This is a genomic window from Sphingomonas sp. BK069, from assembly GCF_014193405.1.
In the GTDB taxonomy this organism is placed as follows: Bacteria; Pseudomonadota; Alphaproteobacteria; order Sphingomonadales; family Sphingomonadaceae; genus Sphingomonas.
Genome location: NZ_JACHZH010000001.1, coordinates 190,052 through 215,027 on the forward strand (window position 1 = coordinate 190,052; position 24,976 = coordinate 215,027).

A 24,976-nucleotide genomic window follows, 5' to 3' on the forward strand; every position below is an offset into this window, starting at 1 on the left:
CGCGTTGCCAAAGGGGGAGGGGGATCCGGAAGTGACCGCACTGACGGCTTTGTTCATCGAGGACGACCGGATGAACCGCCGCGTCGTGCGCGACATGCTCGACGTCGCGGGCGTCGCCATGGTCGAGGCGGAGAGCGCGGAACTCGGGCTCGAGCTGATCGACCGCGACGATTTCGACGTGATCCTGGTCGATCTGCGCATGCCGGGCATGGACGGCATCACCGCGATCCGCCACATCCGCGCGCGTCATGATATAAAGGCGCGGCTGCCGATCATCGTCGTCACCGCGGACACCGCCGTCGACCTGCGTCAGCGCTGCCTGGAGGCGGGCGCGGACGACGTGATCTTCAAGCCGGTCGCGATGGACGCCCTGTTCGATTCGATGGGTCGGCTGCTCGCCGAGGACGATGACGACGAGCTGATCTGAGGCGGTCGTCGCGACACGCCTGCGACTGCGACGGCCACTTGCCTAGGGCAGGAGCTGGGCGATCCTTGTGAAGCTCCTGAGAGCAGTGGAACGGCTCACGCCCCCGGCGCGCGTTCGCCACCACCGCGCAGCGCCGCAGCCAATGACGCGCTCGCGCTGCCGCGCCGCGCCGGCTTGGGCTGGTCGGGTGATGGCGCCCAGCCGGTGAGAAAGACCAGGTCGAAACGCTCGCGCACGCGGCCGTCGACGTCGGCGCGCGCCGCGAAGGCACCGGCGGCGCGGGCCAGCGTGTCGCGGCGCAGCGGGTGGCGATCGACCAGCGCGTTGCTCGACGCCATACCGCGCAGATCCTCGAGCAGCCGGCCGAGCCCGCCATAGCCGACGCTCAGTGTCTCGACGTCGGCGACCGGCAGCGCGAACCCCGCCCGCATCAGCAGGTCGCCTGCCGAACGCACGTCGACGAGCGGATGGAGCCGCGCCACCGCTGGCTCCTCCGCGCCGCGAAAGGCCGCCCGTAGCTGCGCCAGGCTGCCCCCGCCGACGAAGGCGCCGAGGAACAGCCCGTCAGGGCGGAGCGAGCGACGCGCCAGCGCGAGCGCGCCGGGCAGGTCGCTGACGCCGTCGAGCGTGCCGGCAGCGACGACGAGGTCGAACGACTCGTCGGCGAAGGGCAGGCGGTCCTCGTCGCCCTGCACGCCGCCCGCGTCGCGCGCGAAGGCGAAGCCGGGATCGACCCGCGCCACGCGGGCGCCTGGCGGCGGCGTATAATCGCCGCGGAAGCAGCCGAGATCGAGCACGTCGGCGAAGTCGCGCTTCACCGCGTCGAGCCGGTCGGCGATGCCGTCGAGCATCGCGGCACGGAGGAAATCGTGCGCGCCGAAGTCGGCGGCGGCACGGTCGCGGTGCCGGCGGCGCGCGGCGCGGTCGAAGATCTCGGGAGGCTGCATGGGTCGCCCGACGGCTTGTGCCCGCTCGCGGCGGCGCCCACAAGCGCGACGTGCTCACGCGGCTGATCGATCAGGTGCTGCCGCCGCGCTGCCCCGGCTGCGGCGCTATCGTCTCGGCGCAGGGGCGCTTCTGCGCCGAGTGCTGGGCAACGCTCCACTTCCTCGGGCCGCCCTGGTGCGTGACGTGTCACCTGCCGCTCGCCGCCGCGGCGGGGGCCGGCGCGCGCTGCGACGACTGCCGCGCCGCACCGCCGCGCCATGCCGGGGTCCGCGCAGCCGTCGCTTATGGTGAGGTGGCGCGCACGCTCGCGCTGCGGCTGAAGCACGGCGGCCGCGCCGCTTACGCCGTCACCGCGGCGCGGCTGATGGCGCGCTGGGTGCCGGCGGACGCCACGGTGCTGGTGCCGGTGCCGCTGCATCGCTGGCGGATGTGGTCACGCGGCTACAACCAGGCCGCGCTGATCGCCGCCGCCGTCTCGCGGGTTAGCGGCGTGGCATGGCATCCGCGACTGCTCGAGCGCCACCGCGCCACGCCGATGCTGCGCGAGCGTGGCGCGGGCGAGCGGCATCGCGCCGTAGCGGGTGCCTTCCGCGTGCCCGAGCGTCGCCGCGCGCGGGTCGCTGGCGCACATGTCGTGCTGGTCGACGACGTCTACACCAGTGGCGCCACCGCCGACGCCTGTACCGCGACGCTGCTCGCCGCCGGTGCGGCACGGGTGACGGTGCTGGTCTGGGCCCGCGTGCTGCCGCGAACCGATTGACAGCGCGGGGGCGCGACCACAATTAGGTGGCATGGCACGGGTCGAGATCTACACCAAGGCGTTCTGCCCTTATTGTTCGCGCGCGATGAACCTGCTCGCGCGCAAGGGCGTGTCGGTCGAGGAGACCGACATTGGGGTACAACGCGACAAGCGCGCCGAGATGATCGGGCGCGCGTCAGGTCGCTCGACGGTGCCGCAGATCTTCATCGACGGCGTCCATGTCGGCGGCTCCGACGATCTCGCCGCGCTGGAGCGCGCGGGCAAGCTCGACGCGATGCTCGCCGCCTGAGCGGCACGTGATCGTCTTCGACCTTCGCTGCGCGCGGGCGCATGTGTTCGAGGCGTGGTTCGCCTCTACCTCGGCCTATGAAGAGCAGCGCGCGCGTCGCCTCGTCGCCTGTCCGACCTGCGGTGAGACCGGGGTAGAGAAAGCCGTGATGGCGCCCAACGTCGGCGCCAAGAGCAATCGCGGTCGCGCCGAGGCGCCGCCGGCGTCGCAGGCCGAGGCGCTCCGCAAGCTGGTGGCGCTTCAGGCCGAGCTGCTGCGCCGGTCGCGTTGGGTCGGCGGCGACTTCGCCGCCGAGGCGCGCGCGATGCACGAGGGCGAGCGGCCCGAACGCGCGATCCACGGTCAGGCGAGTGCGGCCGAGGTCAGCGAGCTGGTGGAGGAGGGAGTTCCGATCGCACCGCTGCTCTTTCCCGTGGCGCCCCCCGATCAGGTCAACTGAGCCCCTGTCCCACGCGATCGGGGATCACCAATCGCAGCGCGGCACCGCCCGGTCGCTCACAGAGGCTGAGCGTGCCACCGATCTGTCGCGCCAAGGTGCGTGATACGCGCAGGCCGAGGCTGGAGGCGGCATCGAGCGCGAAATCGGGCGGTAGGCCTTCTCCGTCGTCGGCGATGACGAGGGCAATCGCACCCGCCTCGCGGGTCACCGTCACCGCGATGCATCCGCTCGTCCGACCGTCGAAGCCGTGCTCGACCGCGTTGGCGATCCCCTCGGCGAGGATCAGCGCGAGCGGTATGGCCACGTCGGGCGCGAGGACGATCCCGGGGGCGACGCGCAACAGGTGGCGAACCCCCGGCTTGCCGCCCGCGGCCATGACGTCGTCCACCAGCTGGGCGAGGAAGCTATCGAGCGCGACCGGGCTGCCATCGCTGCCATAGAGCTGGCGCTGTATCCGCCCGATCAGCTCGAGCTTGTGGGCCGCCTCACTCAAGGGGGCGCGGGCGAGCGCATCGCTCACATCCCGCGCGTGATGGTGGAGCACGGCGCCGACCATCTGCAGGTTGTTGGCGACGCGATGCTGCAACTCGCGGAAGAGAAGCTCGCTGCGGTCCGCCAGCGCCTCGTTGCGCTCGCGCTCGGCGCGCAGGCGACGATTGGCACGCTGAAGCCAGAGGATCAGCAGCACGTCCAGCCCAACCACGGCGGCATAGAATAACAGCGCGACCCACGTCCCGCCCTGGAGGGCGAAGCTGCGATACGGTGGGATGAAATAATACCAGGCCAGCAGCCCGCACAGCAGCCCGGCGATCGCCCCCGCGCGCGCGCCGAAGAGGAACGACGAGAGGATTACCGCTGGGAAGAAGGTCAGATAGGGAAAGCCGGGTGGGAAAAGATCGTCGAGTGCGAGGCGCAGTCCGGCTGCGGCCAGCGAGAGCGTCACCGCGCCCACCAAGCCGACGAGCCCTCTCCCGCTGCCATACGGCAGCCGGTCCATGATCCGAGGGCTCACCCCATCTGTCGTTTGCCCCCAAGCCCGGTTGATACCGTCGCGGCCCTGTCTACCAGCGCGGCGAGACCCTGTCATCGCGCGGTCACATGAGCCAGATCAGTCGTCGGGGTGATCCATTTCAGCCGTTTGTTTTTGAACGCTTATCGAGCCGCGACGTTGACCCGCTCACGTGCTCCACGGTGCGTGTCGAAGGAGGTCAGGTCATGCCGATCGAGTCGATCGAAGGTAAGCCACGCGGGGCCGCCATGCTCTTCGCCATCGGCGTTCTGGTCGCGCTCCTCGTCTATGCGGTCAAATGGCGGGTCGCGCCGGCGAGCGGGCCGGACAACGTGCTGGTGTTCGCGCTGGTCGGCGGTGCGATCGGTTGCGCCGTCGCGGTGGTCCGCGACTGTCGGGAGCGAGGGTGATGGGTGGCGACGGCTTCCGGCTCTACGGCACCGCCGATCCCGAGAACAACCAGACGCCGCCGGCAGGCGGGATGCGCGGCGAAGGAAACGCGATCCCCGAGGGCAGCGATGAATCGCTCACCCATGAGATGACGTCGAGCGACGGCCGCGTGCTCACGCTGGACGAGCAGTCGGGTGTCAGCTTCGTCGAGGCGAGCGGCCGCGCGGGCGAACGCGCGAGCGCGGCGGAGCCGGTGCGGAGCGCGGGACCGGGTTGGGGCACGCTCCTGCTCGCTGGCACACTCGGCTTCCTGTTGGGCCGCCGTGCGACGCGACCACGAGGCGTGGCATCGCCAACCCGACTCGCGCCGCCGCCGGTGCGCGACGCCGGGCCGGGGAGCATGGCCGATGCCGGGCCGCCCGGCTGGGACAGGGTCGACGAGGGATCGGACGAGTCCTTTCCAGCGAGCGACCCGCCTTCTTATGCTACGCCCGGGCGCTGAGCGTGGACGCCCTCAGAACCCGTCGAGCACCAGCCGATCCTGTTCCAGCGCGGCGGTGAGCGCGTCATAGCCGCCGACCTGGCGCCAGCGTGTGTCGAGCGGTTCGTGGTGGGTCGCCGAGATCACCATCACGTCGGCACCCGCCGCCTCGGCCGCGGCGATACCCGCGGGTGCGTCCTCCCAGACGAGGCACTCGCGCGCGTCGACTCCGAGCCGCTCGGCGGCGAGCAGGAAGCAGTCCGGCGCCGGTTTGCCGCGCTCCACGTCGTCGGCCGTGACCATCACCGCCGGCGCGGTCACGCCGGCGGCCCGTAGCCGGACCTCGGCGAGCGAGCGCGGCGCGGAGGTGACGATCGCCCAGCGCTCGGGCGGCAGCGCCGCGGTGAAGGCTGCAGCGCCGGCGATCTCGACCACGTCGGCGACATCGTCGATCTCTGCCTGGAGCAGCAGCTCGAACTCGCGCTGCGGGTCGACCCCGGGCGGGGCGAAGCGGCGGATCGTCTCGATCGCCTTCACGCCGTGCATCACGCGCATCAGCTCGTGGACGTCGACGCGGTGGCGCTCGGCCCAAGCGGTCCAAGCGCGCACCGCCGAGGGGATCGAGTTGATCAGCGTCCCGTCCATGTCGAACAGGAAGGCGGCGTAGCGGCGCGTCACGCGCGGTTCGCCGCGGAGAGCACGGCGCGGACGCTCGCGGTGGCGATGTCGCTATCGATGCCGACGCCCCAGACGGTGCGTCCGTCGGAGGTGCGACACTCGAGATAGGCCGCCGCCTGCGCACCGGCACCGTGGCCGATCGCGTGCTCGGCATAGTCGACCACGTCGAGCGTCGGCCCGGTGCTGTCGGCCAGCGCGGCGATCACGCCCGAGATCAGACCGTTGCCGCGGCCCGACAGCGAGCGCTCCTCGCCGTCGATAGCGATGCGGCCGACGAAGACGCGCTCGCCCGCGGCGCCGCTCTCGTCATAGTCGCGCAGTACGAAGCGGTCGCTCTCGCCGGGCAGATAGGCGCGCTCGAACGCGCCCCAGATATCGGCGGCGTTGAGCTCGCGGCTGGTCTCGTCCGCCAGCGCTTGGACTTGGCGGCTGAAGTCGGCCTGGAGCCGCTTGGGCAAACGCAGCCCCTTGTCCTGCTCGATCACCCAAGCGACACCGCCCTTGCCCGACTGCGAGTTGACGCGGATCACCGCCTCGTAGCTGCGCCCGAGGTCGGCCGGGTCGATCGGCAGATAGGGGACTTCCCACAGCCCGTCGTTGCGCGCGCCCTGTGCGGCGAAGCCCTTCTTGATCGCGTCCTGGTGCGAGCCCGAGAAAGCGGTGAAGACGAGATCGCCGGCATAGGGCGTGCGCGGGTGGACCGGGATGTTGGTGGCATATTCCACCGTCTTCACGATCGCGTCGATGTCGGAGAGGTCGAGCCGCGGGTCGACGCCCTGTGTGTACATGTTGAGCGCGACCGTCACGAGGTCGCAGTTGCCGGTGCGCTCGCCGTTGCCGAGCAGGCAGCCCTCGACCCGGTCGGCGCCGGCCATGATGCCGAGCTCCGCCGCGGCGACGCCGGTGCCGCGGTCATTGTGGGTGTGGAGCGAGATCACCGCGGCGTCGCGCTGACGCAGGTGGCGCGCGAACCATTCGATCTGGTCGGCATAGACGTTGGGCGTCGCGCACTCCACCGTGGCGGGCAGGTTGAAGATGATCGGCGCCTCGGGTGTCGGCGCCAGCACCTCGGCGACCGCCTCGCAGACCTCGAGCGAGAAATCGAGCTCGGCGGTGGAGAAGGTCTCGGGCGAATATTCGAACTGCCAGCGCGTGTTCGGGCGCTTGGCGGCCTCGTCGCGCAGCACCTTGGCGCCGTCGACCGCGATCCTTTTCACCTCGTCGCGCGACATGCCGAAGACGATCTTGCGCCACGCCGGGCTGACCGCGTTGTAGAGGTGGACGATCGCGCTGTGCGCGCCCTCCAGGCTGGCGAAGCTGCGCTCGATCAGGTCGCGGCGCGACTGGGTGAGCACCTGGATCTGCACGTCCTCGGGCACGCGATCGTCGCGGATCAGGCCCGAGATAAAGTCGAACTCGGTCGCGCCGGCGGAGGGAAAGCCGACCTCGATCTCCTTCAGTCCCACCTTCACCAGCAGGTCGAAGAAGCGCGTCTTCTTCTCGGCGTCCATCGGGTCGATCAGCGCCTGGTTGCCGTCGCGCAGGTCGGTGGAGAGCCAGCGCGGCGCGCGCGTGATCGTCGCGGATGGCCAGCGCCGGTCGGGCAGGTCGACGGGAGGGAAGGGGCGGTATTTGGTCGCGGGGTCGCGCAGCATGACGGTGGCTCTCTCGACAGGAGCGGAAGGGGAGACGGTCCAGCCCTTAGGCGCGGCGCGACGGGCGCGCGAGCGGTGACGCGCCTAAGGGCGCGTAAGTCGAAGCAGCAGGGCGAAGCCGCGGGCCATGGTCATCGCTGGCCTGAGTAGCGCGCGCCGCCGGGGCTTGTCCAGCGCGGCGATCTGCGCGGGATATCTTGAGTGAAAAGAAACCTTTGTGGGCGAGAGAGGAGCCGTACGAGGGAGTTCATCATGTTGCAGCTGGTCTATATCAGCACCGCCGTCGGTCACGTCGCCACCGCGTCGATCCTGGCGGAATCGCGCGCCAACAACACGCGTGATCGGATCTCGGGCCTGCTGTTCAGCGACGGAAGGCGCTTCCTCCAGGCGCTGGAGGGCGAGCCGGCGATGGTGGAGCGCGCCTTCGCGCGCATCGGCGCCGACCCGCGCCACCGCGCGTTGGTCGTGCTGTCGCGGCGGGAGGTGGCCCAGCGCGAGTTCGGCGACTGGGCGATGGCCGAGCGCGTCCCCGGCTCGGACGGCGAGGCGTTCACGCGCCGCGTCGCTACCCTCGTCGCCAACGCGTCGCCCGCGGTGCGCGCGACCTTCGACAGCTTCGCGCGGCTGCAGCGCGCGGCGTGATAGCCACTTTCGGCCCACTTCCGGCGTCATCCTGAACTTGTTTCAGGATCCACCGTCCCGCAGGTGCCGCAACAACAGCATGAGCGGCACAGTGGATCCTGAGACGAGCTCAGGATGACGCCAGGGTTGGAGAGAGGACCCCGTCTACGCGGTGAAGGCGGCGTTGACGTTGAGCTTCACCGTGTCCGACACTGCCGGCGCGGCATAGCCGAGGCCGAAGTCGCTGCGCTTGATCGTGCCCGTGCCGACGAAGCCGAAGTTCGCCTTCTTGCTCATCGGATTGTCGCCCGCGCCGACGAAGGTGACGTCGAGCGTGACCGGCTTGGTGTTGCCCTTGATCGTCAGCTCGCCGGCGACCACCGCCTTGTTCGCGCCGCGCGGCGTCACCGACGTCGAGACGAAGCGCGCCGTCGGATTGTTGGCCGCGTCGAAGAAGTCCTTCGACTTGAGGTGATTGGCGAACTGCGGCGAGGTGACCGAGAGCTGATCGACCGCGAAGGTGACCTCCACCTTGGTAGCGGCGGGCTTCTTGGGATCGATCGTGATCGAGCCGCCCGCGGCGCCGAACTGGCCCTGCAGCATCGAGAAACCGAGGTGGTTCACCTCCCAGGTCACCTGCGTGTGCGCGGGATCGACCTGATAGGTGCCCGCTGCGACGCGCGCGGCGCTCGGCTGGCCGGGCTGGCCCGGTGCGGTGGCGAGCTGCGCGGCGGCGGGAACGGCGAGCGCGGCGACCAGGCCGGCGACGAGAAGATGACGCATGTTGCTTCCTCCTGTGAAGCGCCTCTTGCACCATAGTATCGCGCGGGCGGCTAGGGGCCGCGGCGAAACAGAGGTTTTCGGCGCGCTCATTCGCCGCCGGACGAGTCGGGCGACGTTTCGCCCGGCGCGCGCTCGACGGTGATGTCGAAGCGGATGCGGACCCAGGCGCCGATCAGCGGCTGGCCACCGCGACGCGGCGGCCGCACCAGGAACTGCCATCCCGCCTGGCGCAGCCCACGCGCGATCCCGGAGCCGGGCGACTCGCCGAGCTCGCGACAATCCTCGACGTGGAAGCGCGGCGCGGTGCGGCAGGCGATCATGCCCCAGCCGGCGCGACCGCGCGGCATGTACGGGCTCGTCTCCGCGCGCGTCGGCCTGCGGTACCATTCCGCGGCATACAACGGCTCGCCGCCGGGGCCGGCGCCGACCGAGGGGGTGTCGTCGCCCGCCCCCGCGCTGGCGCTCTGCTGCCCCTCCGCGCCCGAGCCGGGGGCGGGCGCGGTACCCTTGATCTTGCCGACGTCGGAGGCGGCATAGTCGCTGCGGCTGAGGATCATCACGCCGGGTAGCTTCAGCTCGGACAGCGGCGGGGGCGGCGCCTCGGCAGCGCGCTCGACCGGGCGCTCGCGCGCGGCCGGGGCGGTGCGCTGACGGCCCGACTGGCGCGCGCGCTCGGTCCGCTTGGTCGCGGCGGTCTCGGCGCGCTGGCCCTGCGCGCTCACGTCGAAGGTGCTGAGGGGGCGATGGTCGCCGAAGTCGCCGCGCACCACGCCGCCCATGCGCAGCAGCGCGTAGAGCAGCAGCGCGGCGATGCCGAGCGCGAGCGCCCAGGAGACGGCGCGGCTGCCGGAGTCGGCGCGCGTGCGATACGACGAGTCTCGGTACGTCGCCGTCCGCATCGCGCGCGCCTACAGGAGCGCGCGCGCGGCTTCAATCCGCCGCGCGCGCTCCGAGCGTCAGTTGCGCTCCTTGTCGACCAGCTTGTTGGCGCCGATCCACGGCATCATCGCGCGCAGCTCGCTGCCGACCTGCTCGATCTGATGGCGCTTGGCGGCGATGCGGCTGGCCTTCAGCTCGGGCTGGCCGGCGCGATTGTCGAGCACGAAGTCGCGCACGAAGCGGCCCGACTGGATGTCGGCCAGCACTCGCTTCATCTCCTTCTTGGTCTCGTCGGTGATGATGCGCGGGCCGGTCTTGATGTCGCCGTACTCGGCGGTGTTCGAGATCGAGTAGCGCATGTTGGCGATGCCGCCCTCGTACATCAGGTCGACGATCAGCTTGAGCTCGTGCAGGCACTCGAAATAGGCCATCTCGGGGGCGTAGCCGGCCTCGACCAGCGTCTCGAACCCGGCCTGGACCAGCGCGGTCGCGCCGCCGCACAGCACCGCCTGCTCGCCGAACAGATCGGTCTCGCACTCCTCGCGGAAGTTGGTCTCGATGATGCCCGAGCGGCCGCCGCCCACGCCCGAGGCATAGGCCAAAGCGACGTCATGCGCGTTGCCGCTGGCGTCCTGGTGGATTGCGATAAGGCAGGGGACGCCGCCGCCGCGGACATATTCGGAGCGGACGGTGTGGCCCGGGCCCTTGGGCGCGATCATGATGACGTCGATGTCAGCGGGCGGCTCGATCAGGCCGAAATGCACGTTAAGCCCGTGCGCGAAGGCGAGCGCGCTGCCGGGCTTCATGTTGCCCTTGAGGTCGCTCTCCCAGATCGCGGCCTGGTGCTCGTCGGGGGCGAGGATCATCAGCACGTCGGCCCAGGCCGCGGCCTCCTTGTTGGCAAGCACCTTGAAGCCGGCGTCCTCCGCCTTCTTCGCCGACGCGCTGCCCGGGCGGAGCGCGATCGCGATATCCGTCACGCCCGAATCGCGCAGGTTCTGCGCGTGCGCGTGGCCCTGCGAGCCATAGCCGAGGATCGCGATCTTCTTGCCGGTGATCAGGTTCAGATCGGCGTCGCGATCGTAGTAGACCTTCATTTCTTTTCTTCCCTCTGCTCGTCGTCATCCCGGCGCAGGCCGGGATCCAGGACCGCGGACGGCGGCGCGTGTGGACCTGGGCCCCGGCCTACGCCGGGGCGACGGTTCAAAATAGCTTACGCCGCCTCGGCGCCGCGCGCGATCGCGACGATGCCGGTGCGCGCCACCTCGACCAGACCGACCTCGCCCATCAGCTCGACGAACTTGTCGATCTTCTCGATCGTGCCGGTGACCTCGAACACGAAGGAGGCGATCGTCGCGTCGACGACGCGCGCGCGATACACCTCGGCGAGGCGCAGGGCCTCGATCCGGTGGTCGCCGCTGCCTGCCACCTTCACCAGCGCCAGCTCACGCTCGACGTGCGCGCCGCGCGCGGTGAGGTCGGTGACTTGGTGGACCGGCACCAGCCGCTCGAGCTGCGCGACGATCTGCTCGAGCGTCGCCGGGCTGGCGGAGGTGACGATGGTGATCCGGCTCACCGCCTTGTCGAGCGTGATCTCGCTGACGGTGAGGCTCTCGATATTGTAGCCGCGGGCGGTAAACAGGCCGGCGATCCGTGCGAGGATGCCGGGTTCGTTGTCGACGATCACCGCCAGCGTGTGCCGCTCGGCCTTCTCTTCTCGTATCTGCATCAGTCCTCCCCGGAACAGGGAGGGGGACCAGCCGCAGGCTGGTGGAGGGGGGCCTCCACAAGCGCTGCGTTCGCGTGGCACCCCCTCCACCATGCTCCGCATGGTCCCCCTCCCCGTTCCGGGGAGGAGTGAAAGGGTTTACACCAGCGCCTTGGCCTCGTCGTCCATCGTCCCCGAGACCTCGTTGGCCTGGAGGATCATGTCGGTGTGCGCCGCGCCCGATGGGATCATCGGGAAGCAGTTGGCCAGCTTGGCGACCATGCAGTCGACCATCACCGGCCCGTCGTGCGCGAGCATGTCGGCGATGCCCTGCTCGAGCTGATCGGGATGCTCGATACGGATCCCCTTCCAGCCATAGGCCTCGGCCAGCTTGACGAAATCGGGCAGCGAGTCGGAATAGCTTTCCGAGTAGCGGCTCTCATAGGTGAGCTCCTGCCACTGGCGCACCATCCCCATATATTCGTTGTTGAGGATGAAGACCTTGACCGGCAGGCGATATTGCGTGGCGGTGGCGAGCTCCTGGATGTTCATCTGGATCGACGCCTCGCCGGCGATGTCGATCACCAAAGCGTCGGGATTGCCGAGTTGCGCGCCGATCGCCGCGGGCAGGCCGTAGCCCATCGTGCCGAGCCCGCCCGAGGTGAGCCATTTGTTCGGCGCCTCGAAGCCGAAATGCTGCGCCGCCCACATCTGGTGCTGGCCGACCTCGGTGGTGATGATCGGGGCACGCGCGTGCGTCGCCTCCCACAGCGCGCGGACGGCGCGCTGCGGCATGATCTCGCTGCGGCTCTCGGGAAAGCTGAGCGACTTCTTGGCGCGCCACGACTCGACCCGCTGCCACCAGTCGGCGAGATCGGGGCGCGGGTGCTGCCGCTCGCGCCACACGCGCACCATGTCGGCGAGCGCGTGGCCGGCGTCGGCGACGATCGCCAGGTCGATCCGCACGGTCTTGTTGATGCTCGACCGGTCGATGTCGATGTGGACCTTGCGGCTGTTGGGCGAGAAGGCGTCGAGCCGCCCGGTGACGCGATCGTCGAAGCGCGCGCCGACGTTCACTACCAGGTCGGCCTGGTTCATCGCCATATTGGCCTCGTAGGTGCCGTGCATGCCGAGCATGCCGAGCCACTGCGGTCCGGTCGCGGGATAGGCGCCCAGGCCCATCAGCGTCGAGGTCACCGGCGCGCCGGTGAGATGCGCCAGCTCGACCAGCAGCTCGGACGCGCGCGGGCCGGCGTTGATGACGCCGCCGCCAGTGTAGAACACCGGGCGCTCGGCGGCGGCGAGCATGTCGACCACCTGCTCGATCAGCGCCGGGTCAGCGGCGAGCGCGGGGCGGTAGGTCTTGTGCTGAATCGGGCCGGGCGCGCCGTAGGCGGCGGTGGCGACCTGGACGTTCTTGGGGATGTCGACCACGACCGGGCCGGGGCGGCCCGAGGTGGCGATGTGGAACGCCTCGTGGATCACCGGGCCGAGCCGCGCCGGGTCCTTCACCAGATAATTGTGCTTGGTGCAGTGGCGCGTGATGCCGACCGTGTCGGCCTCCTGGAAGGCGTCGCTGCCGATCAGGTTGGTCGGCACCTGGCCGGTGATCACCACCATCGGGATCGAGTCGAGCAGCGCGTCGGTGATGCCGGTCACCGCGTTGGTGGCGCCCGGGCCTGAGGTGACGAGGACCACGCCGGGCTTGCCGGTCGAGCGCGCATAGCCCTCGGCGGCGTGCGTCGCGGCCTGCTCGTGCCGGACGAGGATGTGCTTAATCCGCTGCGAGCGGAACAAGGCGTCGTAGATCGGCAGGACGGCGCCGCCCGGATAGCCGAACACGACCTCCACGCCGAGATCGCACAGCGCCTCGACGAGGATATCGGCTCCGCTCTTCTCGGTGGTCACGTCACGTCTCCTCAGTTGAAGTCGGGGCGCGCTACGGCATCGAAAGTTGCCCGTCAACACGCTTTCGAGAAATAAAATTCCAAAGTAGCGCTTTCGCTTCGGTTCCAGTGGGCGGGTGGCTGATGGCGGAACCAGGTGTATTGACGCTTGGCGTAGCGCCTGGTTGCGAGCTGCGCACGGGCGAGCGCCTCGTCGCGGGTGATCGCCCCGGCCAGGTAAGCCGCGATCTCCGGCGCGCCGATCGCGCGCCGTACGGGCGCGTCCTCGGGCACGTCGGCGCGCCCAAGCAGCGCGGCCACCTCGTCGATCGCGCCCGCGGCGAACATCGTCTCCAGACGGGCGTCGCAGCGCGCGACCAGTCGCTCGCGCTCCGGCAGCAGCACCAGCGCGCTGAGATCGATCGTGGCGACGATACCGCCGGTCCGCTCGCGCTGCCAGTCGGCGAGCGGGCGGCCGGTCGAGCGCACCACCTCGAGCGCGCGCGCCACCCGTGCGGAATCGCCCGGCGCGAGCCGAGCGGCGGCGGGCGCGTCCTCTCGCCCGAGCGCGGCGTGGGCCTCGGTCACTGGCAGCGAGCGAACCGCGCCGCGAACGACCGGGTCGATCTCGGGCACCGGTGCGATCCCGTCGAGCAGCGTGCGCAGGTAGAGGCCGGTACCACCGACCAGCACCGGGAGCCGGCCTTCCGCGTGCGCAGCGGCGATCGCGGCTCGGGCGTCTTCCGCCCAGCGCGCGGCCGAGCAGGCCTCCGCCCCGTCGACATAGCCGAACAGCCGATGCGGCACGCGCGCCTCGTCCGCCTCGGACGGCCGGGCGGAGAGCAGCCGCAGGTCGCGATAGACCTGGCTGGCGTCGGCGTTGATCACCACGCCGCCGACGCGCTCCGCGAGCTCGATCGCCAGCGCGCTCTTGCCGCTCGCGGTCGGCCCTGCGATGAGCGCGACCCGCGGTTTCCGACAAGTCTCAGGGGAAGAACCCATGTTCACGGCGACGCTGATAGCAGCCGGGCGGCTGACGCCCAATATCGTCGCCGCGGCGCAGGAGCGGCTCGCCGCGGCGGGCTGCGCGCCGACGACGCTCGGCTGGATCGACGAGGGCGACGCCGCGGACCTTCACTTCGAGCTCGCCCCCGCCGACGCGCGCGCGGGGCTGGAGGGGCTTTTCGAGGCGGTCGACGTGGTGGTCCAGCCGCGCGAGACCCGGCGCAAGATGCTGCTCGTCGCGGACATGGACTCGACCATGATCACGGTCGAGTGCATCGACGAGCTCGCCGATTATGCCGGGCTCAAACCGCAGATCGCCGCGATCACCGAGCGCGCGATGCGCGGCGAGCTGGACTTCGAGGCGGCGCTCGACGCGCGCGTCGGGCTGCTCAAGGGACTGCGCGGCAGCGTGATCCAGGAATGCCTCGACGAGCGCGTGCGGCTGATGCCCGGCGCGACCACGCTGGTGCGGACGATGCGCGCGTGGGGGGCGACGGCGGTCCTGGTGTCGGGCGGGTTCACGCGCTTCGCCGAGCCGGTGGCGAACGCGATCGGCTTCCACCGCGCGATCGCCAACGTGCTCGAGCTGGAGGATGGCGTGCTGACCGGGACGGTGGCCCGCCCGATCGTGGGCGCGGCGACCAAGCGGACGACGCTGCTGGAGACTCGCGCCGCACTGGGGCTGGCGGATAGCGCGACGCTGGCGGTGGGCGACGGCGCCAACGATCTCGCGATGATCGAGGTGGCGGGGCTGGGCGTCGCCTATCGCGCCAAGCCGATCGTCGCCGCGGCCGCGGCGGCGCGGGTGGAGCATGGCGACCTCGCCGCGCTGCTCTGGGCGCAGGGCGTGCCAAAGGCGGAGTGGGTGGCGTAGGAGCGGATTTCTCGGTCATTCCCGCCCTGAGCGGGACTTTCCGACCCTCCGTCATTCCGGACTCGTTCCGGGATCCACTTTTCCGCGCACATGACGGCCGATGAGTTCGCGGGACGGTGGATCTCGGAACAAGCTCGGGATGACGGTAGAGGGGGAGGAACGATCCGCGACATTCCGAAGGTCGCCTCGAGCCGGATGACGCTGGTTCTCCCTCGTCCTTGAGCGCGGCCGTGCTCCTGCGTCCGCAGGAGTGCACGGGATCACGCCGCGACCGCCTCCCGCTTCGCCGCCATCGCCTCTTCCAGATGCGCCTCCAGCTCGGCCGCGCGGTGGACCGCGGTATGCTCCGCAAGCACGCGCTCGCGCCCGGCGGCGCCCATTGCGGCGAGATCGTCGCGTGCCAGCATCGCCTCGACGTCCTCGGGCGTGTCCGCCAGCACGATCTCGCGCCCGGGCGTCAGCAGCTCCTCGATCCCCTTCCATCGGTCCGAGACGATCGGCGTGCCGCAGGCGGTCGCCTCGAACAGCCGCACCGAGGGCGACCAGCCCGCCGCGATCATGTCGGCGCGGGTCACGTTGAGCGTGGCGCGGCTCGCCGAGTAGAAGTTGGGGTGGTCGGCGGGGGGCAGATGCTCGATCCGCTCGACGTTGGCGGGCCAGTCGATGTCGTCGGGATATTGCGGCCCCGCGACGACGAAGCGCATGTCCGGGTGGCGCCGCGCCGGCTCCAGCAGCAGCCGGTCGAGCGTCGGCTGGCGATCGATGCTGTAGGTGCCGAGATAGGAGAGGTCCCACCGCGTCGCCGCGCCGGTCGGGCGGTAGCGCTCGGCGTCGACCGAGCAGTAGAGCGCGCGCGCCGCCGGGCTGCCGTAGCGGTGCTCGATCAGCCGCAGCGTCGGACCGCCGGTGAAGGAGCAATAGACGTCATAGCCCGGGATCACTTCGGGCGAGACATAGTCGCACGTGCCAGCCTCGACCTTGGCGAGCGTCACCGGCGTATCGATGTCGTAGAAGGCGGTGACACCGGTCGCCCAATCCTGCACCAGCCGCGCGACCGCGATGCCGTCGGGCACGTAAGAACCGACCATCACCGCGTCCGCCTCGGCGATGACGTCGCGCCAGTCGGCGAGCGCCTCGAGCGAGTCGTACAGCTCCAACCGGCAGTAATCGGGCGCGGGCTCGTCCCGGTGCGACGCGTACCAGGGCATGTCGCGCTCGAGAAACAGAATCTGGTGGCCGCGCGCGGCATAGGCCTGGAGCAGCGCGCGGAAGGTGGTGGCGTGGCCGTTGCCCCAGGAGGAGCTGAGCGACAGGCCGAGGACGACGAGCCTCATGCCGCCACCCGCTCGCGCGCGGCATGCGCCTGGAAGAGCGCGTCGACCTGGGCGCCGCGCAGGTCATAGGTGTGCTCGGCGAGCACGCGCTCCAGCGCGGCATTGCCGATCGCGCGGGCGCGATCGGGCGTGAGCGCGGCGAGATGGTCGGCGACGTCCTGCCCGTCCCGCGCCACCAGCACCTCGCGGTCGGGTGCGAGGAACAGCTCGATCCCCTCCCACGCGTCGGTGATCAGGCACGCTGCCGCCCCCGCCGCCTCGAACACCCGCGTCGCAGGGGAGAAGCCGACATGCGCCATCGAGTCGCGCGCGACGTTAAGCACCGCCCGCGGCGTGCAATTGAAGGCGTTGTGCTCCGCGGTAAAGACATGGCCGCGGTGACGCACGTTGGCGGGCATTGCCTTGCTGTCCCAGCCGTTGCCGCCGATCAGGAAGCTTTGATCGGGCAGTGCCGCCGCGGGGCGCAGGAAGAATTCTTCCACGCGCGCCTCGCGATCTGGCAGGCGGTTGCCGAGGAAAGCGAGGTCGCAGGCGAAGCGTTCGTCCCGCGGGACCGGGTGGTGCGTGGTGGGATCGAGCGCGTTGTAGACCGGCACGCACTCGGCCGCGCCGAAGCCGCGATAGGCGTCGACCACCGGCGCACCGCCGCCATAGGTGAGCACCATGTCGATCGACGGCAGCGCGGCGCGCACCGGATGGTCGGCGTCGGCGCGCATCTCGTCGAGCGTCGCGGCGGCGTCGACGTCCCAGAAGATCTTCAGCGCGCCCGGCCGCGCCGCGGCGGTGACGCCCTCGAGCAGCTCGCGGTCGAACACGCCGACGCCATTCGCCTTCACGACGATGTCCGCCTCCGCCGCCTCGGCGACCACCGCGCGCATCGCCTCGACCGTCGCGGGATAGACGACCGACTTGGCGTAGGGCGGTGGATCGATGTCGCGGTGCTGCTGGCGCTCGAACGCGTCGGGTTCGTAGAAGGTGATGTCATAGCCGCGTTCGGCGAGCGCGCGCAGGATGCCGCGATAATAGGTCGCGGCGCCGTTCCAATAGGACGACACGAGGCTGGAACCGTAGAAAGCGATCTTCACGCGGCGGTGCTCCGGGCAGCGGAAAGGGAGGGGGCATCGAGGCGATCGAGGATGGCGAGCAGCTCGTCGACGCGGTGCGCGCAGGTGTGGCGGGCGAGGATGGTCTCGAGCCCCGAACGCGCCAGCGCGGCCCGCAGGTCGGGATCGTCGCGCAGGACGGTCAGCATGCGTGTCATCGCGGCGCCATCGGCGGCGAACAGGAAGTCCTCGCCGGGGCGGAACAGATGCTCGGCGTCGTCCCACGGCGCGGAGACGAGCGGGATGCCGCAGGCGAGCGCCTCGAACACGCGGATCGTCGGGATGCCTGGCAGGATCGTGGTGTAATAGCGCCGCGGCACATGCACCGTTGCCAGCGCGCGCGCGAAGATGGCGGGCGCGGCGGCGTTGGGCGCCCAGCCGTGATAGCGCGCGCCGTAGCGCGCCAGCATCGCCTTGCCCTCGTCGGGGTAGCGCACGCCGTAGATATCGAGCGGCAGCGCGGCGTCGCGCGCCGGAGCGAGCAGGAACTGCTCGATCTCGGCGGTGCGCTCGCCGTCGCCCCAGTTTCCGATCCACACCAGGCCGGACCGCTCGCCCTCGACCGGGAAGAAGCGGCGGGTGTCGGCGGCCTCGTGCCAGGTCCAGACGCGCTCGCCCCAGCCCCAGTCGCGATAGACGCGCGACAGCGCCTCGCCGAAGGCGAGCACCCCGTCGTAGCCGGACAGGTCGTAGGCGCGCATCTCCTCGGGCGCGCTGACCGCGCGGTGGTGCGTGTCGTGGAACAGCAGCGTGTACCTCGCTCCGGCCTTGCGGAGGTTGCCGAGCGCCGCGACCAAGCCATGGTCGTTCCACTCGTGGACGATCACCACGTCGGCGCCGTCGACCAGCGCGGCGGGGTCGACCTCCGCCGCGTAGCGCGACGACGAGAGTTCCGGATAAGCGGTGCGATAGGCGGCGAGCGCCTCCTCGCCATGGTCGCCGACCAGGTTGGCGCGACTCCAGCTGTCGGCGGGCTCGTGAACGCGGACGTCGTGCCCGCGCGCGATCAGCTCGGAGAGCACCCCGCGCAGGAAGTGCGCGTTGCCGTGGTTCCAGCAGGAGTCGAGGCTGTGCGTGAGGTAGACGATTCTCATGCCGCGACCTTGGAGCCGCCGTCGATCAGCCGGTCGTACAGCGTCGCCATGGCGCGGCGATTGCGCTCGGGCGTGTAGGTCAGCGCGCGGCGGCGCGCCAGCGCCCCGCGCGCGACCCGCAGCGGCACGTCGCCGGCCAGCTCCTCGATCGCCGCGGCGAAGCCGAGCGCGTCGTCCGCCGGCACGAAGGTGGCGACACCTTGCCACAGCTCGCGGAAGGTCGGGATGTCGGAGAGCACCAGCGGGCAGCCCGCCAGCGCCGCCTCGAGCACCGCCAGCCCGAACGGCTCGTACACCGCGGCCGATGCGAACACCGGGCGCGCCGAGAGGCACCCCGCGATCACCTCATCGCCGACATGGCCGAGCAGGTGGAGATGCTCGACGCGGGCGTGCTCGCCGTGCGGTCCGGTGGTCGCGCCCGCAGCCTTGAACGGGATGCCCAGCCGCGCCGCGGCGCGATCGAGCGTGGCGACGTTCTTGCCGCGGTCCCACAGACGGCCGGCGGTGAAGGCGAAGTCGTGCATCGGCCCGCTCGCAGGCGGCAGCGAGCGGCCGTTGTGGATGGCCAGCGGGATCGGCACCTCGGGATAGAGGCGGTAGACGGTCGCGGCGAGCGCGGTGCTCGGCGCCACGACGGCGTCGGCGCGTGCCAGCCCGCGTGCGACCAGATCGGTCTGCCAGCGGAGGCTCGGCGGCAGCGGCCCGTTGCCCGCCGCCTCCCACCAGCTCGCGACGCAGCTGTGCACCACCGCGATGACCGGCATGGCGAAGCTCGCCACGCCCAGCGCCGGCTGGTTGAGCTGGACCAGATCCGCGCCGCGCTCGCGCGCCAGCTGCGCCATCGCGTCGGCGGCGGCGATCACCTCGCGCGCGTCGGTCGCGAGCCAGTCGAGCGGCAGGCCGGTGTCGAGCAGCGTGACGCCCGCCTGATCGGCCTCGAGCCGCTGCGCGCGCGACGCGGCCGGCCCGAGCGAGGCAAGGTCGACCGCCCAGCCGTCGCGCACCAGCCCGCGCACCAGCTCGATCGCATATTGCCACACGCCGCCGACCGCGTCCGCGGTCATCAGCAATCGTCGTGTCACGCCGCGACCTCGATCCGCTGCGCGCTGGCGCCGCTCTCGTCGCGCTGCGCCTGGAGCCAGTCGGCCAGCGCCGCCACGCCGTCGCGCCAGTCGCGCCGTGCCGGCAGATCGAGCGCGCCGATCGCGGCGCGCGCGTCGGCGACGAAATAGCGCTGGTCGCCCGCCCGCCAGTCGGACAGGCGCAGGTCGACCGGGCGGCCGATCAGCGCGGCGATATGGTCGAGCAGCCGGCGCAGACTGACCGCGTTGGCGGGACCACCGCCGAGGTTGAACGCGCGCCCCGCGACCTGATCGATCCGCTGCCACGCCGCGACATAGGCGTTCACCGCGTCGCGCACGTCGAGGATGTCGCGCACCTGATGGCCGTCGCCATAGAGCGTGATCGATTGGCCATTGAGCGCGCGAATCAGGAAATGCGCGACCCAGCCCTGGTCCTCGGTGCCCATCTGGCGCTGGCCGTAGATGCAGCTCATCCGGAAGACACAGGTCTTCAGCCCGAAGCTGCGGGCGTAATCGAGCACATATTGGTCCGCCGCGCCCTTGGACACGCCGTAGGGCGTATGAAAGTCGAGCGCGCGCGCCTCGCCGATGCCGTGCGCGCGCACGTCGGCGTCGGTCGGGACATAGGCGCGGTCCTCGAGTGCGAAGTCGAGGTCGGCGAGATCGCCGTACACCTTGTTGGTCGAGGCGAAGATCAGCGGCACGTGCGGCGCTCGCGTGCGCAGCGCCTCGAGCAGCTGGAAGGTGGCGGTGATGTTGGTCGAGAAATCGTCCGCCGGGTCGTGGAGGCTGGTCGTCACCGCCACCTGCGCCGCGAAATGGAAGACGGCGCGCGACCGCGCCACCTCGTCGGCGAGGCGCGCGGTGTCGCGCACGTCGGCGTGGACGAAGCGGACGCGCTGGCCGTGGCGCTCTTGGAGCCAGGCCAGATTGCGCTCGACCCCAGCGCGCGCGAGTGCGTCATAGACGGTGACGTCATGCCCGTCGTCGGCGAGCCGGTCGACGAGGTTGGAGCCGATGAAGCCGGCCCCGCCGGTGACGAGGATCGGCGTCGTCATGCCACCAGCCCGCGCTTCTCGAGCTCGGCGCGCATCGTCGCGACCTTGTCGACCGCGGTCTGTTGCGCGACCCATTCGGCCAGCTCGGCGAGACCCTGGGTGAAGTCCTGCGTCGCCGCGAAGCCCAGCTTGTCCTGCGCCAGCGACGTGTCGCAGAAGCAATGTCGAATGTCGCCGATGCGCGCCTTGCCGACGATCTCGGGGGTGAGATCGTTCTTGCCCATCGCGCGTGCCAGTTCGGTGGCGACCTCGGTGACCGAGCGGTCGTGGCCGGAGCCGATGTTGAACGTGCCGCCCACCGCCTGTGGCAGCACCAGCGCGTCGGCGAAGGCGCGCGCCACGTCGGAAACATGGACGAAGTCGCGGCGCTGCTCGCCGTCCTCGAAGATCATCGGCTTCTGACCGTTGAGCAGGCGCGAGGCGAAGATCGCGAGCACGCCGGTATAGGGATTGGAGAGCGCCTGACCGGGGCCGTAGACGTTGAACAGCCGCAGGCAGACGCCCTCGATGCCGTAGGGCGCTGCCATGATGTGCGTGGTGCGCTCCTGGACGTATTTGTTGAGCGCGTAGATCGAGGCGAGATTCGGCTGCTTCCACTCGGGGGTGGCGACGGGGGCGAGCGGGCGCCCCTGCGCGTCGACCGGCTCCCAGTTGCTGAGCCCGTCGCGCAATCCCTTGCGCTCGGCGTCCTGCACCAGCGCACCGTCGGCGTCGCGGTACAGCCCCTCGCCGTAGATCGACATCGACGACGCCGTGACGACGCGGCGTACCGGCCGGTCGATCAGCTTCTCGAACAGCACCGCGGTGCCGACGTCGTTGGTCGAGGTATAGCGCTCGACCTCGTACATCGACTGGCCGACGCCCACCTCGGCGGCGAGATGGATGACGCTGTCGACCCCGTCGAGCGCCTTGGTCACGACGTCGCCGTTGCGCACGTCGCCGCGGATCAGCTCGACCTCGTCGTTGAGGAGCGGGGGGCGTTCGACATCGCCGTGCACCTGCTCGATCAGGCTGTCGAGCACGCGCACCTTGTTGCCGCGAGCGAGCAGTTCGTCGGCGACGAAGCGACCGATGAACCCGGCGCCGCCGGTGATGAGAACCGTCTCCATTTCCACCCTCCCACTCGCTCGATCATCGGGGCCGCCCCGGACCGACTGATCGAGATCAACGACAAGCGGCCACGTTGCCGCTTGGTTACAGGGAGAGGAACATCTTCTACTTAGCTTGGTTCCCTAACTTATTGCGCAACCGAAATTTTCCTATGGTTTGCGCGAGTCGTGGTAGACGTGCGGCATGACACGCCTTCTGCTGCTCGCCCGCCACGGTAGCCATGCCGAGGTCGGCCATGTGCTCAGCGGCCGATCGGAGATCGCGCTGAGCACGCGCGGACATGATGAAGCGGCCGCGCTCGCGCGTCACCTCGCTGGCGTCGACGTGAGCGCGATTCGCGCCAGCCCGCGCCGACGTACGGTCGAGACCGCGGCGGCGGTGGCGCAGTCTCACGGGATCGACGTGGTCCATGCTCCGTCGCTCGACGAGATCGACTTCGGTGCTTTCACCGGCCGTGACTTCGCCTCGCTGGCAGACGATCCCGACTGGCAGCAGTGGAACGCGGAGCGCGGCAGCGCGCGTTGCCCCGGCGGCGAGACGATGGGCGAGGCAGTGGCGCGCGCGACCGGTTTCCTCGCCGCTGTCGGCGAGGGGACGACGCTGTGCGTCACCCACTGCGACATCATTCGCGGCGTGGTGGCGCACTGGCTCGGGCTAGGGTTCGAGCGAATGTTCCAGCTCGGCTGCGATCCGGGCTCGGTGACGACGCTGGCACTCGACGAGCGCGGCGGCGCGACACTGGTCGCGCTCAACGAGCGACCGCGCGACGATCTTCCCCGTTGATCGACGCGGGCCGGGGCCCAGGGCCACAAGCGGGTTGCTCGTGGCGCTGGGCTCCCGGCTTCGCAGGGGCACGCCGGCGCGCCCGCCGACTCAGATCCCGACCTTGAGCGTCACCCGCACGTCGCGTCCGGCGAGCGGGGCGAAGTCCTTGAGGAAGCTCGGGTGGCGCCGCGCGAGTACGTCGAAGATGTTGTTCGCCGACAGCAGGATGCTGGTGCGGTCGCTGGCGCTGCCGAAGGGATGGAAGGACAGCGACGCGTTCGTCATCGTGTAATCGTCGGTGCGCGTCTCGAACGCGGCGGTGCGGTTCTGCGGGAAGACATGCTCCACCTCGACCCGTCCGCCGAGCCGCTCGCCCTGCGCCTCGACGCCGCCGAGCACGCGCGCGGGCGGGATGCGCGGCACCGGCCCCTGGTCGACGATATTGGCGCGGACATAGTCGCCGAGCAGGTCGGCGTTGATTGTATAGCCGCCCACCTGCGCCAGCCGCAGCGAAGCATCCGCCTCGAAGCCGTAATAGCGCGCGTCCTGCTGCTGATATTGGAAGCAGGGCAGGTCGACATCGTCCGAGCGGGCCAGACAGACCGACTGGTCGACCTGGTTCTCCGAGATATAGTTGCTGAACCAGTTGTAATAGGCCGAGGCGTCGAGGCTGAAGCCGTCGCCGTGCGCGTGCAGCGTCGCCTCCAGGCCCCAGGATTTCTCCAGCCTGAAGTCGGGACTGCCGAGCTCATAGGCCTGGGTGCCGGCGTGCGGCCCGTTGGCGAACAGCTCCTCGGCGGAGGGGGCGCGCTCGGTGTGCGAGCCGTTGAGCCCGATGCGCACGTCGGGCGCGACCTCGTAGGAGGCGCCGAGCGACCCGGACAGCGCGTCGAACGAGCGGGTGCCGTTGAAGAAGCGCGTGTCCACGCCGGGCGCGCGCGCGGCAAGGTCGGTGGCCTCGTAACGCAGGCCGCCCTCGGCGCGGAAGCCGCCGAGCGACACCTGCTGCAGCGTGAAGAGGCCGACCTGGTTGGTCTCGTTGCGCGGCAGGAAGGCCTCATCACCCGCCACGTTGAACTGGCGGTTGAAAAACTGCACGCCGCTGGCGCCTTGCCAGCCGCCGCGATTGGCCTGCACCAGCTCGAGCCGGCCCTCGAGGCCGTTGTTGTAGAAGGCGGTGCCGACGCTGCCGTCCTCCTCCAGCTCGAAGTGGCGATAGGTGGCGTGGCCGACGCGGACGCGGATGCGATCGAGGAAGCCGCCGCCGGTCTGCACCTCGCCGCGCAGGTCGACCCGGTTCTGGACGACGCTGAGCCGCGGCGCCTCCTGCTCCTGGCCGACCTCGGTGGCATAGCGGATCGGCACGCCGTACAGGCTGTCATAGTGGCTGTAGGACACGCCCAAGTTGCCCGTGTCGGTGATGATCGAGGCGCCGACCCCTGTGGTCCAGGTCTCCGCGGCCGAGTTGGGGAGCCGGTCACGCAGCCCGGCCGAGGCGGCGAAGTCGATCGGCTCGTCGCTGTCCTGCGGCAGACCGACCTGGCTCAGCGCAGCGGCGCGGGCCTGGGGCGACAGCAGATAGCCGCGCCCGGTACGCAGGTCGTCGCTCTTCAGGTAGGAGCCGTCGACGTGGAGCACGAGCGGCCCGGCGACCTGCGCGTCCGCCGCGGCGCCGACCGAGCGCTCGTCGGCGGCGCTGCCGTAGCTGCCAATCGCGTCGGCGCGATAGCCGTTCTCGGGGATGGCGCGCGGGATGCGACGGTCCACGACGTTGACTACGCCGCCGATCGCCGACGAGCCGTACAGCAAGGCCGAGGGGCCACGCAGCACCTCGACCCGCTCGGCCAGCAGCGGATCGATCACAACGGCATGGTCGACCGAAGTGTTCGAGACGTCGATCGAGCCGATGCCGTCGGTCAGCACGCGGATGCGGTCACCCTGGAAGCCGCGAAGGATCGGGCGCGAGGCGCTCGGGCCGAAGGAGGTGGCGGAGACGCCGGGAAGGCGCGCGAGTGTCTCGCCGATCGTCGGGCGAAGCTCGCGGGTCAGCTCCCTGCCGGTCAAGACCGAGGTGCCTTGCAGCACGTCCGACTCGCTCTGGCGGATCGGCGCGGTGACGATCACGTCGTCGGAGCGGTGCGGATCGCGCTGGCGGGTGGTACCGGCACCGCCGCTCGCATCGGCCTCGCTCGGGGCGGCAGGCAAGGGGTTGGTCTGAGCGGCGGCGGGAGAGGCGAGCGGCGAAAGCGCGACCGCGGCGAGGAGGATCTTCTTCATGAACGACTCCGACTATAACCACCCCTCTAGCGCAATGTTACAACATATCAAGACCGGCTTCGCGGTCGTGCTCGTCGCGTTCCACCGCATCGAGTATCTTGCCGCCGGCGATGAAGACCACCCCGGTGCAAGCGGCAAACATCAGCCAGCCGCGCGCGCCAGGCAGGCGATGAACATAGCCGAAGCCGCGCTCTACCGCCCCGGTGGCGAGCGCGTAGATCACGAGAAAGGCTTCGAACTTGGTCTTGACCGCGAACAGGCGCTTGAAGCGGCGCCACAGGGAGGGGCGGGCGGGTGCGCTTCGGGATCGTGGCGGTGTGC

At 70.4% G+C, this 24,976-nt stretch carries 27 protein-coding genes; 9 read left to right on the forward strand and 18 right to left on the reverse strand.

The features are described 5' to 3' along the window. The first annotated feature begins 40 nt into the window (after positions 1–40). Positions 41–427 carry a response regulator gene (locus FHY02_RS00865; protein ID WP_183921357.1) on the forward strand — a complete coding sequence of 129 codons (387 nt, stop codon included), beginning with the start codon at positions 41–43 and terminating at the stop codon, positions 425–427. A gap of 95 nt (positions 428–522) precedes the next feature. On the opposite strand, the gene FHY02_RS00870 is transcribed toward FHY02_RS00865, so the two are convergent. Next, positions 523–1,374 (reverse strand): class I SAM-dependent methyltransferase, encoded by an 852-nt coding sequence (locus tag FHY02_RS00870; RefSeq protein WP_183919607.1) that lies wholly within the window; start codon positions 1,372–1,374, stop codon positions 523–525. Between the two features lie 50 nt (positions 1,375–1,424). Between FHY02_RS00870 and FHY02_RS00875 the strand changes: the two genes are divergently transcribed. The 3 genes from FHY02_RS00875 to FHY02_RS00885 are packed head-to-tail and all read left to right on the forward strand — an operon-like array spanning position 1,425 to position 2,863. Next, positions 1,425–2,135: a ComF family protein gene (locus tag FHY02_RS00875; RefSeq protein WP_183919609.1), complete on the forward strand. Its 711-nt coding sequence runs from the start codon at positions 1,425–1,427 to the stop codon at positions 2,133–2,135. A 31-nt stretch (positions 2,136–2,166) separates the two neighbouring features. Next, on the forward strand, positions 2,167–2,424 hold the full coding sequence (grxC, locus tag FHY02_RS00880; RefSeq protein WP_183919612.1) for a glutaredoxin 3: 258 nt from the start codon (positions 2,167–2,169) through the stop codon (positions 2,422–2,424). Positions 2,425–2,431: 7 nt separating this feature from the next. Next, complete coding sequence (locus FHY02_RS00885; protein WP_183919614.1) at positions 2,432–2,863, forward strand: DUF1178 family protein; 432 nt, start codon at positions 2,432–2,434, stop codon at positions 2,861–2,863. Here FHY02_RS00885 and FHY02_RS00890 read toward each other — a convergent pair. Beyond that, positions 2,856–3,860, reverse strand: a complete 1,005-nt coding sequence (locus FHY02_RS00890; RefSeq protein WP_260159061.1) for a sensor histidine kinase — start codon at positions 3,858–3,860, stop codon at positions 2,856–2,858. The two genes, FHY02_RS00885 and FHY02_RS00890, sit on opposite strands and share 8 nt — an antisense overlap. A gap of 101 nt (positions 3,861–3,961) precedes the next feature. Between FHY02_RS00890 and FHY02_RS00895 the strand changes: the two genes are divergently transcribed. Together FHY02_RS00895 and FHY02_RS22785 are read left to right on the forward strand one after the other, a co-directional pair. Continuing rightward, complete coding sequence (locus FHY02_RS00895) at positions 3,962–4,282, forward strand: hypothetical protein (protein ID WP_183919616.1); 321 nt, start codon at positions 3,962–3,964, stop codon at positions 4,280–4,282. Next, positions 4,282–4,764, forward strand: a complete 483-nt coding sequence (locus FHY02_RS22785) for a hypothetical protein (RefSeq protein ID WP_260172543.1) — start codon at positions 4,282–4,284, stop codon at positions 4,762–4,764. The genes FHY02_RS00895 and FHY02_RS22785 overlap by 1 nt, the downstream gene beginning before the upstream one ends. Positions 4,765–4,776: 12 nt before the next feature. Here FHY02_RS22785 and FHY02_RS00905 read toward each other — a convergent pair whose 3' ends face one another. Continuing rightward, positions 4,777–5,421 carry an HAD-IA family hydrolase gene (locus FHY02_RS00905; RefSeq protein ID WP_311721762.1) on the reverse strand — a complete coding sequence of 215 codons (645 nt, stop codon included), beginning with the start codon at positions 5,419–5,421 and terminating at the stop codon, positions 4,777–4,779. Then, positions 5,418–7,076, reverse strand: a complete 1,659-nt coding sequence (gene leuA / locus FHY02_RS00910) for a 2-isopropylmalate synthase (protein WP_183919618.1) — start codon at positions 7,074–7,076, stop codon at positions 5,418–5,420. The genes FHY02_RS00905 and leuA overlap by 4 nt, the downstream gene beginning before the upstream one ends. 252 nt (positions 7,077–7,328) lie before the next feature. Here leuA and FHY02_RS00915 point away from each other — a divergent pair, with 252 nt between their 5' ends. Next, positions 7,329–7,718, forward strand: coding sequence for a BLUF domain-containing protein (locus FHY02_RS00915; RefSeq protein ID WP_183919620.1), 390 nt, complete (start codon positions 7,329–7,331; stop codon positions 7,716–7,718). Between the two features lie 144 nt (positions 7,719–7,862). Here FHY02_RS00915 and FHY02_RS00920 read toward each other — a convergent pair whose 3' ends face one another. The 6 genes from FHY02_RS00920 to miaA form a co-directional block, all read right to left on the reverse strand. Next, on the reverse strand, positions 7,863–8,480 hold the full coding sequence (locus tag FHY02_RS00920) for a YceI family protein (protein WP_183919622.1): 618 nt from the start codon (positions 8,478–8,480) through the stop codon (positions 7,863–7,865). A gap of 86 nt (positions 8,481–8,566) precedes the next feature. Beyond that, positions 8,567–9,379 (reverse strand): hypothetical protein, encoded by an 813-nt coding sequence (locus FHY02_RS00925; protein ID WP_183919624.1) that lies wholly within the window; start codon positions 9,377–9,379, stop codon positions 8,567–8,569. Between the two features lie 57 nt (positions 9,380–9,436). Beyond that, positions 9,437–10,456 (reverse strand): ketol-acid reductoisomerase, encoded by a 1,020-nt coding sequence (ilvC, locus tag FHY02_RS00930; protein ID WP_183919626.1) that lies wholly within the window; start codon positions 10,454–10,456, stop codon positions 9,437–9,439. Between the two features lie 116 nt (positions 10,457–10,572). After that, on the reverse strand, positions 10,573–11,088 hold the full coding sequence (ilvN, locus tag FHY02_RS00935; protein ID WP_183919628.1) for an acetolactate synthase small subunit: 516 nt from the start codon (positions 11,086–11,088) through the stop codon (positions 10,573–10,575). A 138-nt stretch (positions 11,089–11,226) separates the two neighbouring features. Beyond that, complete coding sequence (locus FHY02_RS00940) at positions 11,227–12,975, reverse strand: acetolactate synthase 3 large subunit (protein ID WP_183919630.1); 1,749 nt, start codon at positions 12,973–12,975, stop codon at positions 11,227–11,229. 53 nt (positions 12,976–13,028) lie between these two features. Next, entirely contained in the window at positions 13,029–13,955 is a 927-nt protein-coding gene (gene miaA, locus FHY02_RS00945) for a tRNA (adenosine(37)-N6)-dimethylallyltransferase MiaA (RefSeq protein WP_183919632.1), read from the reverse strand. On the opposite strand from miaA, the gene serB reads away from it, so the two are divergent. Further along, positions 13,954–14,832 (forward strand): phosphoserine phosphatase SerB, encoded by an 879-nt coding sequence (serB, locus tag FHY02_RS00950; RefSeq protein WP_183919635.1) that lies wholly within the window; start codon positions 13,954–13,956, stop codon positions 14,830–14,832. The two genes, miaA and serB, sit on opposite strands and share 2 nt — an antisense overlap. A 260-nt stretch (positions 14,833–15,092) precedes the next feature. On the opposite strand, the gene FHY02_RS00955 is transcribed toward serB, so the two are convergent. The 6 genes from FHY02_RS00955 to FHY02_RS00980 are packed head-to-tail and all read right to left on the reverse strand — an operon-like array spanning position 15,093 to position 21,612. Continuing rightward, positions 15,093–16,166 carry a glycosyltransferase gene (locus FHY02_RS00955; protein WP_183919637.1) on the reverse strand — a complete coding sequence of 358 codons (1,074 nt, stop codon included), beginning with the start codon at positions 16,164–16,166 and terminating at the stop codon, positions 15,093–15,095. Continuing rightward, complete coding sequence (locus FHY02_RS23250; RefSeq protein WP_183919639.1) at positions 16,163–17,251, reverse strand: glycosyltransferase; 1,089 nt, start codon at positions 17,249–17,251, stop codon at positions 16,163–16,165. The genes FHY02_RS00955 and FHY02_RS23250 overlap by 4 nt, the downstream gene beginning before the upstream one ends. Next, positions 17,248–18,363 carry a glycosyltransferase gene (locus FHY02_RS00965; RefSeq protein ID WP_183919641.1) on the reverse strand — a complete coding sequence of 372 codons (1,116 nt, stop codon included), beginning with the start codon at positions 18,361–18,363 and terminating at the stop codon, positions 17,248–17,250. Before FHY02_RS00965 ends, FHY02_RS23250 begins: the two co-directional genes overlap by 4 nt. Beyond that, on the reverse strand, positions 18,360–19,427 hold the full coding sequence (locus tag FHY02_RS00970) for a glycosyltransferase family 4 protein (RefSeq protein ID WP_183919642.1): 1,068 nt from the start codon (positions 19,425–19,427) through the stop codon (positions 18,360–18,362). The genes FHY02_RS00965 and FHY02_RS00970 overlap by 4 nt, the downstream gene beginning before the upstream one ends. Positions 19,428–19,441: 14 nt before the next feature. Then, positions 19,442–20,503 (reverse strand): SDR family NAD(P)-dependent oxidoreductase, encoded by a 1,062-nt coding sequence (locus tag FHY02_RS00975; RefSeq protein WP_183919644.1) that lies wholly within the window; start codon positions 20,501–20,503, stop codon positions 19,442–19,444. After that, positions 20,500–21,612, reverse strand: coding sequence for an NAD-dependent epimerase/dehydratase family protein (locus tag FHY02_RS00980; RefSeq protein WP_183919646.1), 1,113 nt, complete (start codon positions 21,610–21,612; stop codon positions 20,500–20,502). Before FHY02_RS00980 ends, FHY02_RS00975 begins: the two co-directional genes overlap by 4 nt. Positions 21,613–21,796: 184 nt before the next feature. On the opposite strand from FHY02_RS00980, the gene FHY02_RS00985 reads away from it, so the two are divergent. Further along, positions 21,797–22,396 (forward strand): histidine phosphatase family protein, encoded by a 600-nt coding sequence (locus FHY02_RS00985; RefSeq protein WP_183919648.1) that lies wholly within the window; start codon positions 21,797–21,799, stop codon positions 22,394–22,396. A 90-nt stretch (positions 22,397–22,486) separates the two neighbouring features. On the opposite strand, the gene FHY02_RS00990 is transcribed toward FHY02_RS00985, so the two are convergent. Then, entirely contained in the window at positions 22,487–24,655 is a 2,169-nt protein-coding gene (locus tag FHY02_RS00990; RefSeq protein WP_183919650.1) for a TonB-dependent receptor, read from the reverse strand. A 37-nt stretch (positions 24,656–24,692) separates the two neighbouring features. Beyond that, positions 24,693–24,935, reverse strand: a complete 243-nt coding sequence (locus tag FHY02_RS00995; RefSeq protein ID WP_183921363.1) for a hypothetical protein — start codon at positions 24,933–24,935, stop codon at positions 24,693–24,695. Positions 24,936–24,976: the final 41 nt, after the last annotated feature.

Coding starts and splice junctions, on each gene's coding strand:
- FHY02_RS00870 (WP_183919607.1), bottom strand. CDS start 1,374: ATGCAGCCTCCCGAGATCTTCGACCGCGCCGCGCGCCGCCGGCACCGC.
- grxC (WP_183919612.1), top strand. CDS start 2,167: ATGGCACGGGTCGAGATCTACACCAAGGCGTTCTGCCCTTATTGTTCG.
- FHY02_RS00890 (WP_260159061.1), bottom strand. CDS start 3,860: ATGGACCGGCTGCCGTATGGCAGCGGGAGAGGGCTCGTCGGCTTGGTG.
- FHY02_RS00895 (WP_183919616.1), top strand. CDS start 3,962: ATGAGCCAGATCAGTCGTCGGGGTGATCCATTTCAGCCGTTTGTTTTT.
- FHY02_RS22785 (WP_260172543.1), top strand. CDS start 4,282: ATGGGTGGCGACGGCTTCCGGCTCTACGGCACCGCCGATCCCGAGAAC.
- leuA (WP_183919618.1), bottom strand. CDS start 7,076: ATGCTGCGCGACCCCGCGACCAAATACCGCCCCTTCCCTCCCGTCGAC.
- FHY02_RS00915 (WP_183919620.1), top strand. CDS start 7,329: ATGTTGCAGCTGGTCTATATCAGCACCGCCGTCGGTCACGTCGCCACC.
- FHY02_RS00920 (WP_183919622.1), bottom strand. CDS start 8,480: ATGCGTCATCTTCTCGTCGCCGGCCTGGTCGCCGCGCTCGCCGTTCCC.
- FHY02_RS00925 (WP_183919624.1), bottom strand. CDS start 9,379: ATGCGGACGGCGACGTACCGAGACTCGTCGTATCGCACGCGCGCCGAC.
- ilvC (WP_183919626.1), bottom strand. CDS start 10,456: ATGAAGGTCTACTACGATCGCGACGCCGATCTGAACCTGATCACCGGC.
- ilvN (WP_183919628.1), bottom strand. CDS start 11,088: ATGCAGATACGAGAAGAGAAGGCCGAGCGGCACACGCTGGCGGTGATC.
- serB (WP_183919635.1), top strand. CDS start 13,954: ATGTTCACGGCGACGCTGATAGCAGCCGGGCGGCTGACGCCCAATATC.
- miaA (WP_183919632.1), bottom strand. CDS start 13,955: ATGGGTTCTTCCCCTGAGACTTGTCGGAAACCGCGGGTCGCGCTCATC.
- FHY02_RS00955 (WP_183919637.1), bottom strand. CDS start 16,166: ATGAGGCTCGTCGTCCTCGGCCTGTCGCTCAGCTCCTCCTGGGGCAAC.
- FHY02_RS00965 (WP_183919641.1), bottom strand. CDS start 18,363: ATGAGAATCGTCTACCTCACGCACAGCCTCGACTCCTGCTGGAACCAC.
- FHY02_RS00970 (WP_183919642.1), bottom strand. CDS start 19,427: ATGACCGCGGACGCGGTCGGCGGCGTGTGGCAATATGCGATCGAGCTG.
- FHY02_RS00975 (WP_183919644.1), bottom strand. CDS start 20,503: ATGACGACGCCGATCCTCGTCACCGGCGGGGCCGGCTTCATCGGCTCC.
- FHY02_RS00980 (WP_183919646.1), bottom strand. CDS start 21,612: ATGGAGACGGTTCTCATCACCGGCGGCGCCGGGTTCATCGGTCGCTTC.
- FHY02_RS00985 (WP_183919648.1), top strand. CDS start 21,797: ATGACACGCCTTCTGCTGCTCGCCCGCCACGGTAGCCATGCCGAGGTC.
- FHY02_RS00990 (WP_183919650.1), bottom strand. CDS start 24,655: ATGAAGAAGATCCTCCTCGCCGCGGTCGCGCTTTCGCCGCTCGCCTCT.